Source organism: Paraburkholderia sp. (assembly GCF_049581445.1).
Classification (GTDB): Bacteria; Pseudomonadota; Gammaproteobacteria; order Burkholderiales; family Burkholderiaceae; genus Paraburkholderia.
Genome location: NZ_JBAURZ010000039.1, coordinates 1 through 10,725 on the forward strand (window position 1 = coordinate 1; position 10,725 = coordinate 10,725).

Here is a 10,725-nt window from a genome sequence, read left to right on the forward strand (position 1 = left end):
ACCTTGGCCTTGGTGGCGCTCGTAGAAGGCGCATCGGCTGCCACCACCGTCGCGACGGCCGTCGCGGCGGGTGCCGGAACAGGCGCGACCGCGACCGGTACGCCGGGCTTGATTGCTTGGGCATGCACATTAACTGCCACTGCGCGCGGCTCGTTGTCGTAGATCACCGCCCGCACCCGCGGATAGATATGCCGTTCCCAGCGGTGCCCGTTGAACACACCATAGTGCCCAACGCCGGTCTGCACGTGATGCGTCTTCAGATAAGGCCGCAGTTTGTCGCACATGTCCTGCGCCGCGAGCGTCTGGCCGACGGCGCAGATATCGTCCTTTTCGCCCTCTACGGTGAAGAGCGCGGTGCGGCGAATCTTCGACGGTTCGATTAGGCGTCCACGCACTTCCAGTTCGTGCATCGGCAGCGCGTGACGCTGGAACACGGTTTCGACGGTCTCCAGATAGAAGTCCGCCGTCAGGTCCATCGTCGCGAAGTATTCTTCGTAGAAGACCCGGATCGTGTCGGCCTTTGCCGGATCGCCTTTGGCTCGCTCGTAGTGCATCGTCTCGAACGAGTCGAGATGGCGCCCAAGATTCATCGCCATGAACGCATTGAGTTGCACGAAGCCGGGGTAAACGCGCCGGTGGGCGCCAGCAAACCCAGGCGGCACCGCGCTGATGAGATTTCGCTCGAACCATTCGATGGGTTTGCTCTTCGCGAGGGCGTTGACCTTGGTGGGATTGATGCGCGTATCGAGCGGGCCAGCCATCAGCGTCATGCTGGCAGGCTGCGCCGGATGATCGTCCTCCGCCATCAGCGCGACAGCGGCGAGCGCGGCGACGGTCGGCTGGCACACCGCTAGCAGATGAGCACCAGGGCCAATCACGCTGGTGAAATCGATCACGTGCTGGACGAACTCGTCAAACCCGAAACGGCCCTGTGAGAGCGGCACATCGCGTGGGTTGTGCCAGTCGGTGATATAGACGTCGTGGTCGGCCAGCATGGTTTTCACGGTGCCACGCAGCAGCGTCGCAAAGTGACCCGACATGGGCGCGATCACCAGCACGCGCGGCTGCGCGGGCGAGACGCGGGTGTCCTTGCGAAAGTGCAGCAACGACGCAAAGGGCGTGTGCGCCGCGACTTCCTCGACGATCTTGACGGACTTACCGTCCACCTCGATCGAATCGAGCTCGAACGGCGGCCGCCGGTGAGTAAGCCCGGCGAGCGTGATCAGTTCGCATGAAGCGCGCAGCGAGCGGCCGTGCGGCGTGTCGCTGATCGCCGGCCACGCGTCGAGCGCATGGTTGACGAGTGCGGCACTGTGTCGAAAGGGCAGCATCAGGTCAGCGAACGCCTGATAGGCGGGATAGGCGAACAGATTCATAGCCTTCGCACGAATGCCCAAAAGGAGTGAGCCCGAATAGAGGCAATACATGTGCCAATGCGGTCTGCATTGCGCTGCGCGCCGGCCCGCGCTGGCATAGCATTTGCGCTGTTCCATCCAGAGTGCCGTTTTTGCCGTGATTTGGTGCGCCGACGCACCATAGCGTGCATGCGGCTTGTCAGATGCGACACGTACGCTTCGGAGGAGATTCCTATGGCGAATGCCACGCTTACGCTTAGCAGCAAGAACTATTCGTCGTGGTCGCTGCGAGGGTGGCTGCTGACAAAATTCAGCGGGTTACCCTTCGAAGAGACCGTGACGCCCATCGACGACCCCAACGCGCGCGCGGAGTTGTTATTGCTCTCGCCGTCGATTCTAGTGCCGTGCCTGTTCCACGACGGCATCAAGGTCTGGGACACGCTGGCGATTGCCGAGTATCTGAACGAGGTGCAGCCCGACGCCAAACTGCTGCCGCTCGACCGGCGCGCGCGTGCTCATTGCCGGGCCATTTGCGGCGAGATGCATTCGGGGTTTAGCTCGCTGCGCTCTGCACTCCCGATGAACCTGAAGGCGCATTTCCCAGGCTTCAAGGTGTGGGCGCGCGCGCAGTCCGACATTGACCGGATTGTCGCGATCTGGCGCGAGTGTCTTGAGCAGTACGGCGGCCCGTATCTGTTCGGCGAGCGCAGCGCGGCGGATGCGATGTACGCGCCTGTGGTGACGCGTTTTGTGACCTACGACGTCAAGCTCGATCCGGATATCGTCGAATATGGCCAGCGCATCCTCGCGCTTGCGGAGATGCAGCAGTGGATGGCCGACGCCCAGCAGGAAGTGGACGAAATCGATGAACTCGACGTTGAATTTTAAGTGAGCGTGCCCGTGCGGGTTCGACTCGCGCCGAGGTTGCAGCCCCGGTGTGTACCGCGCGTGTGCCGTTTACTCCCACCGTCCCGCGTCGAGTTTGAACACGCTAACCACTTGCGCAAGCCGGGCCGCATGATCGCGTAGTTCTGCGGCAGCGTGTTCCGCGTCACCGACGATGGTGGCGTTCTGCTGCGTTGCCTCGCCGATCTGGGTGACGGTGAGATTGACCTGCTCAATACCGCCCGACTGCTCGCGTGATGCAACGCTGATCTCGCCCATGATCACACGCACCTGAGCGACCCTTTCGACGATGCCCTGCATGGTCGCGCTGGCCTCTTCGGCGATCTTGAAGCCGCTTTCCACACGCGCGGTCGATTCGCCAATCAACGCTTCGATTTCCTTGACCGCTGCCGCGCTGCGTTGTGCCAGCGCGCGCACTTCGGCGGCCACTACCGCGAAGCCGCGTCCGTGTTCGCCCGCGCGCGCCGCTTCGACAGCCGCGTTGAGGGCAAGAATGTTGGTCTGGAATGCGATACCTTCGATCACGCTCGTGATGTCCGAGATCTTCTTCGACGAGCGGCTGATGTTGCCCATCGTCGAGACCACGCGCTCTACCGCGCGGCCGCCTTCCATGGCCGCTTCCGATGCACTGGTGACTAGCGCATTGGCCTGTGCTGCATGATCAGCGTTCTGCTGCACGTTCGAGGTGATCTGTTCCATGCTGGCGGCGGTCTCTTCAAGGCTGCTAGCCTGAATGGCGATACGCGCGGCAATGTCGCCACTGCCGTTGGCGATCTTCACGGTGCCGTCAGTCATGTCGGAGGACGCGCTGCGCACTTGCGTGACGATGCGCGCCAACCCTTCTCCGATGCCGTCGATGGCCTGCATCAGGCGGCCGATTTCATCGGCGCGCAGTTGTTGCCCATCCGCGAGACGCACGCTCAGATCGCCCGAGGCGAGACGCTCTGACGCTTTCGCCGCTTCCTCGAGTGGTCGGCTGACGAGCCGCCGCACAGCAATCAGGAACAGCACCGCAAACGCGGCCACCAGCGCGAAGCCGATCGCGAGGAAGCGGTTACGGGTGGCCGTGACTTCACCCATCACTTCGTCACGCGGCGCGATGCCGCCCACTAGCCAATGCCACTCCGGCACGGTGTCGAACGAAACGTATTTGTCGCGCGCGGCGGTTTCTCCCAGCGTCGCATCGGTCGAACGGTATTCGAGCTGCCCCTGCTGCATGTCTAGCATCTGTTTGTAGGGCGCGTTGGTGTCGTCGGCGAGTTGGCCAGCCGCTTCCGGATGCACGACGAACTTGCCGCGGTCGGGTCCGTGGGAAGCATCTAGCACGAAGTAGTAGCCGCTCTCGCCAATCTTCAACTCGCGGATCCCGTCTTCGACAGACTGGATCTGGGCGCCCACGTCGACTCCGACAAAGAACGCGCCGATCACGCGCCCGCTTGCATCCATGATGGGCCGGTATTGGGTGATGTACCGCTTGCCGAACAACGCGGCGAGTCCCGTGTAGGTTTTGCCCCCGAGCACGAGCGCATAAGCTGGCCCCTTGCGGTCGAGCAGGGTGCCGATTGCGCGCGAGCCGTCCTGCTTCTTCAGCGAAGTGGTGACGCGCACGAAGTCGTCGCCGGTGCGTGCGAACACGGTGGCGATTGCGCCACTGCTTTGCAGGAATGCATCGGGGATCGAGAAGTCCATGTTGAGGACCTTGTCGCCCGCCTTGATGGTCGGTGTGGCGACGCCGTTGACGTCCACTTTCTGCGTTTCGTCGAGGCTGTAGGTGGACGGCAGGAGGCTCGCGAAGAGCGTCATGGAGCGGCCGACTTCGGCAGAGAGCCCTTTGTCGAACAGGGCGATCATCGCGGCGATCGAACGATCTTTTTCGGCGATCCGCGTGAGGACCTGGTCGCTGATCTGCGTGCCGGCTGAGCGCGTTAGCGCGAAAGTGAAAGCGGCGAAGATCAGCGCGACCAGGGCGCATGAAAGCATGGCCAGCCGGGCACCGACGCTGGCCCGGTGCAAAGAGGGGAATTGCATGCGTTCTGCTTGTGAGGAGGAGGTTGCGGGTCAGTCCGGGTGGGGTGACGGACTGCGCTATAGCTCCATTGACGGCAGAACGGGCGAATTCTTGAGGGAGGTTGGCGTTGGCGACCTGCGGCTTACGAACTCATCAAACCAGCTTCCGCCGCCCGCGCCACGTCCGCAACAACAGCGCATTCGTCACCACACTGACGCTCGAAAACGCCATCGCGGCGCCCGCAAGCATTGGATTAAGCAGGCCGAGCGCGGCGAGCGGAATGCCGATCAGGTTGTAGACAAACGCCCAGAAGAGGTTCTGCTGGATCTTGCGCCAGGTGCGCCGTGAGATATCGATGGCGTCGGCCACGAGCGCCGGGTCGCCGCGCATCAGGGTGATACCGGCTGCATCCATCGCGACATCGGTGCCGGTGGCCATCGCGATGCCGAGATCGGCGGCGGCGAGGGCTGGGGCGTCGTTGATACCGTCGCCTGCCATTGCCACGACGCCGGCCGTACGGATCTTCAGATCGCGGATCACGCGCGCCTTGTCGTCGGGCAGCACCTGCGCGTGAAACTCATCGATGCCGAGCGCCGCGGCTACGCTAGCCGCGCTGCCCCGGTTGTCGCCGGTGAGGAGCGCGCTCTTGACGCCCATTTCCTTGAGGCGCTCGATGGCCGCACGCGCACCGGGTTTGACAGTGTCACCGAAGCCAATCAGCGCAAGCGCGGTGGGGGGCGCGGCGCTACGGTCCATCAGCCACGAGACGGTGTTCCCGGAGCTTTCGAGTTGCTGCGCGCGCTCGGCGAGTGCGGGCGGCACGACGATGCCGAGTTCGGTGAGCCAACTGCTGCTGCCCATGGCGATCGTTCGGCCGTCGACGTCTGCTTCAACACCACGGCCTGGTACTGCGCGGGCTTGCGAGACGGTCTGCAAGGGCCGTTGCGCGAGCGTACTAACCTTCATCACCGCCTTCGCTAGAGGATGATCGCTGTGTCGCTGGACGGCCGCGGCGAGCGCCAACGCCTCGTCGCGCGCGAGGCCAATCGGCTCGAACGCGGTCACTGACGGTTGCCCCACCGTCAGGGTTCCGGTCTTGTCAAAGGCTACCAGCGTGACGTTGTGCGCGATCTCCAGCGCCGAGGCGTCCTTGATGAGCACGCCGTGGCGCGCGGCCACGCCGGTGCCGGCCATGATTGCCGCTGGCGTCGCCAGCCCTAGCGCGCACGGGCAGGCAATGACCAGCACGGCGACCGCGTTGAGGATGGCCGTTTCGCCGCTTGCGCCTGCAATCAGCCAGCCAATCAGCGTAACCGCCGCAATCAGAAGAATCGCCGGGACAAAGATCTCGCTCACGCGGTCGACCAGGCGCTGGATCGGCGCCTTCTCGGCCTGCGCCGTTTCGACGAGCCGAATGATGCGTGCCAGTGTGGTTTCGGCGCCGATGGCCTTCGTCGTGATCGTAATCGCCCCCTCGCCGTTGATCGAGCCGGCGGTGACGGGATCGTCCGGCTGCTTGGGCACGGGCAGGCTCTCGCCGGTAATCAGCGATTCATCAATATGCGTGCGTCCTTCGAGCACCGCGCCATCCACAGGCACGCGCTCGCCCGGTCGCACGACCACCATCATGCCGACGCGCACCTGCGCCAGCGGCACTTCATGTTCCTCGCTGCCGACACGGATGCGCGCACGATCCGGCCGCAACGCATTAAGCGCGCGGATCGCATCAGTGGTTTGGCGCTTGGCGCGTGCCTCCAGCCACTTGCCGAAGCGCACCAGCGTAATCACGACTGCCGACGCCTCGAAGTACAGATGCATGGCGTCACCGGGATGCGCGATGAGTTCGTAGACGCTGACGCCATAAGCCGCCGACGTGCCGAGCGCGACCAGCAGATCCATATTGCCTGCGCCGGCTCGCACCGCACGCCAGGCTGCGCGGTAGAAGCGCGCACCAAACCCGACCTGGACGAGCGTGGCAAGTCCAAGCTGGAGCCATGGCGGCACCAAGCTGCTAACGCCGAATGAACCCGGGCCGCCGAACCCTTCGCTCAGCATCGGCACGACGAGCGGCAGGGTCAGCAGTGCGCAGATCACCACGGCGGTAAGTTCACGGCGATTTCGCCCGTTTGCCCGCTCTGCCTCCGATGGCGCTGCTGGCGTCGGCTCTTGCGCAACTGGGGTCGCCTGATAGCCCGCTTTAGTAACCGCGGCGACTAGCGCGTCCAGGCCGCTGCCAGCCTCGGTGGAGGCGCCATCGGTCAGCCTGACGGTCGCCTTTTCGGTCGCGAGGTTGACGGATGCGCTCGCGACACCAGGCACCTTCGCCAGTGCCTTTTCGACGCGCATCGCGCACGCTGCGCAGGTCATGCCGCCTATCGCAAGCTCGGTAAGCTGCGTGGGCGTGGAATTCGAGGCTGGGATCAGTGGGACGGCAGCGGCTTCATAGCCGGCTTTGCGCACGGCATTCACCAGCGTGTCGCGATCGACGCTGCCGTCCGCGTCCACGCTGGCCCTTTCAGTGGCGAGATTGACCGACGCGCGGCTGACGCCCGGCACTTTGGCGAGCGCTTTTTCGACGCGCATCGCGCAGGAAGCGCAGGTCATGCCGCTGATATCGAGTTCGGCGCGGGTCGACGCGGCGCGGTCGGGAGTCGCAAGATCAGTCATGGTGGCAGGGCTCGGAACGGCATCAGGCCGCATCATGAGTCCAGTATTGACCTTCCCATGATGGGAAGGTCAAGCCCAAAAAATTGGAAATACGTGTTGACCTGGCGAGGTCGGCGTTCAAAACGCGGGGGGCGCGCTCAGCATGGCTTCAGCGACGGCTTCCTGCATATCGCCGCCGTTGGCCAGCAAGGCGTCCGCTGCGCCCCGACGATCGGCCGCTTCCTTGTTTTGCCCCAGCTTCCATTTGCCAACCAGCCGCGTTACTTCGATCTCGATCCCAACGATCGCCCCCAGCATTTGCGTCAGATAGTCCGCCGGCGCGTCACCCATCTTCCACGGTCTCGGTTCGTTGGCTTCCATCTTCCGGGTAAGCCGGGCGACGAGGCCGCGCACAAACGCCTCATCGTCGCGCACGACAATCCGGCCATGCGCATGCACCACGATGTAGTTGAACGTCGGCACCTGGCGATGCGCCTCGTGCTTGCTCGGATACCAGTTCGGCGAAATATACGCAGCCGGCCCCTGGAAGATCACGAGCGCCTCCGGTTGCGCAGCCACTTCCTGCCAGACGGGATTGGCACGCGCGACATGCGCACGCAATGTGCCGTGCGTACCCTCGGCCGGTTCGATCTCAAACGGCAAGTGATTCGCGTCGAGACCCTGCGGACCGTGCGTGACCAGGGTGCCAAACGGCTGGTCGGAGATCAGTTGGTGGAGAACCTCAGGACGGTTCTCTTCGAAGTGGGCGGGGACGTACATGGAGCGCTCCAGATGCAGATGTGGGCCGAAGGCGTGAGAAAGGTGCGTTGTGCCTTTGCGCTTGCCTTCTGTCAAGGATACGATACAACCCGTTGTTGTCGGGATCGATACAGGCAGCCGTTCGCGATGGGCTTGGGGGCCGCGCGACCAGAGTTGCCGATAACCGACGAATCTTCATGGACCGCACGTTCTGCCATCTGAACGAATGATAAAAAATCGCCGAGAACAATTTTCTCTTCATTGGACCTGCGCGTCGTTCGCGGGCCTTGCCTTTCTCGCCGGCTGTGCGGCGACATCCACTAGTTCGCCGAAGACAACCGGCTGGATCAAGGACGAAGTGGCTGACTCATACGTATTCGGCTACCCGCTCGTGATGATGGAAACTGCGCGCGACGCCGCCGTCGGCAGCGATCCGGGTCAGGCGCCCATCAATACCTTGCGTGTGGCGCAGGCGTTGCCGCCGGTGGGCTCGACCAATCCACCTACGCCGGGTATCGACACGCTCGACTCGACCGGCTGGCTCGATCTCGCGGACGGCCCCGTCATCCTCACGTTGCCGAACTCACGTGGCCGCTATGTCGATGCCCGGGCGCTCGATATGTGGACCAACGTGGTCTGGTCGACGAGCGCGCCGGCCGCGCCGCGAGTAAGCGGCATCAAGGAGCAAACGATTGCCTTTGTCGGGCCTGGCTGGAAGGGCGATCTGCCTGAGAAAGTCACGCGGGTCGACGTGCCGACGCGCAATGCCTGGGTGTCGGTGCGTGTTCAATCGAATGGCGGCCGTGACCTCGCGGTGGTGCGCAAGCTGCAACGCGGCATCCGCGTCGTACCGTTGAGCGTCTACACAGGCGACGCACGCTCGGCGTCTGCAGGATCGACGAGCGGTAACGATGAGGCGCCGTCATCTACCGGCTCCGGCACACCGGCCTCGCAGGTCGCGGCGCTTGACGCGGGCGCGTTCTTCGATCGCCTGGCGCAAGGCTTGAAGGACAATCCGCCGGTGCCCGACGACCCGCACGCATTGAAGTTCCTGGCAGACCTCGGTGTGACGCCGGGTGAGCCGGTCGCGTTGCCGGGCCACGCAACGGATGCGATCGCCGCTGGCCTCTCCGATGGTCACGACCGCGTCGCCGCGCCGCCGCCCAATCTGTTGAATGCGAACGGCTGGAGCTGGTTTGGCGACAGCGTCGGCAATTACGGCCCCGACTACGCACTGCGTGCTTATGCGGCGTACTCGCAACTGGGCATCGGCACCAAGGACGACGAAGTGCGCGCGTCGGTTTCGATGGATAGCGACGGGCACCCCCTGAATGGGGCAAACCGCTACGTGATCCACTTCGCATCGAACCAGTTGCCGCCGGTGCGAGGATTCTGGTCAATCACTGCCTATACGAAGGATGGCGCATTGGGTGAAAGCGGCCCGGCACGGCTCGCAGTGGGTGACCGCTACGGCGCACGCCGCAATCGCGACGGTTCGCTTGATGTGACGGTGTCGGCGGCGAAGGCGCGCACTGCGAACTGGCTGCCTGCGCCGCGCACGGATATCCAGCTCGTGCTGCGGCTCTACGCGCCAAAACCGCAGGCCACCGACGGCAGTTGGCAGCCGCCGGCTGTCGTGCGTCAGTAAGTCAGTCATAAACCAACGCGTGTGCGCTGCCTGAGTGTGGCGCACACGTGAGTCGCTGGCTCAGCGCGGGCCCGCGCCTCCTTGCCTCTACGGCGCTTCCGCTTCCTCGTCCTTTCCTGGGCGCGCCGCGCGAGTTTGTGGCGCCGCAGCAGGCGTCACACACCCGTCACCGTCGATAGCCCAGGCTTCATCTAATGCGTTTTGGATGATTGTTTGCTTTTGGCTTACATTTCTATCCCGCACACGTCTCAAGACATATACTTGCCCGAGGCAGGACTTCAGTCATCGCGGCGGGCTTGCCGTCGCATCATTCACGACCAGGCATGGCAAGCATCAACAAGGCAACCCTCGCTTCATCCCTGCAAACCGTGCGCGGTGTCGCGCAGGCCCGCCGTACGCGCCGTATTGTCATCGGTCTGCTGATCTTCCTTGTTGTGTTTGGCCTGCTGGGCTTTTTCGCGGCACCGCCGCTGATTCGGCATATCGCCGAACAACAACTCAGCAAGCAACTCGACCGGCCCGCCACCATTGGCCGGATCGCGCTTAATCCGTACACGCTCCGGCTCGAAGCGGACAACATTCATCTTGGCGAGCGCGGCGGCCAGGGCGATTTCGTGGATATCTCGCGGCTCATCGTGAAGCCGTCATGGAGTTCCCTGTTCCGCGCGGCGCCGATCGTCGATGAGGTGCAGGTCGATTCGCCTCGCTTCAATATCATCCGGTACGATGCCCAGCGCTTCAATTTCACCGACCTGATCGAAAAGTTCGCCAACCAGCCGTCCAAACCGAATAGCAAGCCCACGCTCTTTTCCGTGTCGAACATTCGACTCGAGAACGGCCAGATCACCTTCGATGATCGCCTGCTTGGCGTCAAGCACGTGATTGATCAATGGAAGCTCGGCATCCCGTTCATTGCGACACTGCCTTCGAAGACAGATATCTTCGTTGAGCCGCTTTTGCGTGCGCGGATCGACGGCAGCCCACTCGCGATTGACGGCAAGACCAAGCCGTTCGCGGCCTCGCGCGAATCGGACGTGTCGCTGCGCTTCGATGGACTCGATGTGCCACACCTGCTGTCTTACGCGCCGCAGAAGCTGCCGGTGACGGTGCAGGCGGGCAAGTTGTCGACCGACCTCACGCTGAACTTCATCATGGCCGATGATGCGCCGTCGCTGCGCGTGGCGGGCACCGTTGACCTGAACGATATCGACGTACTGGATGAAAACAAGCAGCCATTTTTCGCGGCGCATGCGCTGCACGTCGCGGCGGCGACGCTTGAACCGCTGAAGAGCCTGTATCACTTCGACGAGATTCGCCTCGACACGCCCACCGTCAATCTGGCGCGGGACAAAGACGGCGTGCTGAGCGTCCAGCGCACGTTTGCCGTGCCGCCCGCGTCGGCC

General features: G+C 63.6%; 7 protein-coding genes. 3 read left to right on the top strand and 4 right to left on the bottom strand.

The window, feature by feature from the left end; genetic code table 11:
• A partial coding sequence (locus tag WCA85_RS02435) for a polyhydroxyalkanoate depolymerase (RefSeq protein WP_424061541.1) occupies positions 1-1,376 on the bottom strand: 1,376 nt, incomplete at its 3' end.
• A 213-nt stretch (positions 1,377-1,589) separates the two neighbouring features.
• Here WCA85_RS02435 and WCA85_RS02440 point away from each other — a divergent pair.
• On the top strand, positions 1,590-2,243 hold the full coding sequence (locus WCA85_RS02440) for a glutathione S-transferase family protein (RefSeq protein WP_424061543.1): 654 nt from the start codon (positions 1,590-1,592) through the stop codon (positions 2,241-2,243).
• A gap of 69 nt (positions 2,244-2,312) precedes the next feature.
• Here WCA85_RS02440 and WCA85_RS02445 read toward each other — a convergent pair whose 3' ends face one another.
• The 3 genes from WCA85_RS02445 to WCA85_RS02455 form a co-directional block, all read right to left on the bottom strand.
• Positions 2,313-4,289 (bottom strand): methyl-accepting chemotaxis protein, encoded by a 1,977-nt coding sequence (locus tag WCA85_RS02445; RefSeq protein WP_424061544.1) that lies wholly within the window; start codon positions 4,287-4,289, stop codon positions 2,313-2,315.
• A 133-nt stretch (positions 4,290-4,422) separates the two neighbouring features.
• Positions 4,423-6,936, bottom strand: a complete 2,514-nt coding sequence (locus tag WCA85_RS02450; protein WP_424061545.1) for a heavy metal translocating P-type ATPase — start codon at positions 6,934-6,936, stop codon at positions 4,423-4,425.
• Between the two features lie 117 nt (positions 6,937-7,053).
• Positions 7,054-7,695 (bottom strand): FMN-binding negative transcriptional regulator, encoded by a 642-nt coding sequence (locus WCA85_RS02455; RefSeq protein ID WP_424061546.1) that lies wholly within the window; start codon positions 7,693-7,695, stop codon positions 7,054-7,056.
• Between the two features lie 205 nt (positions 7,696-7,900).
• On the opposite strand from WCA85_RS02455, the gene WCA85_RS02460 reads away from it, so the two are divergent.
• Entirely contained in the window at positions 7,901-9,322 is a 1,422-nt protein-coding gene (locus tag WCA85_RS02460; RefSeq protein WP_424061547.1) for a DUF1254 domain-containing protein, read from the top strand.
• Between the two features lie 323 nt (positions 9,323-9,645).
• The coding region (locus tag WCA85_RS02465) for a DUF748 domain-containing protein (RefSeq protein ID WP_424061549.1) at positions 9,646-10,725 on the top strand (1,080 nt) is incomplete at its 3' end.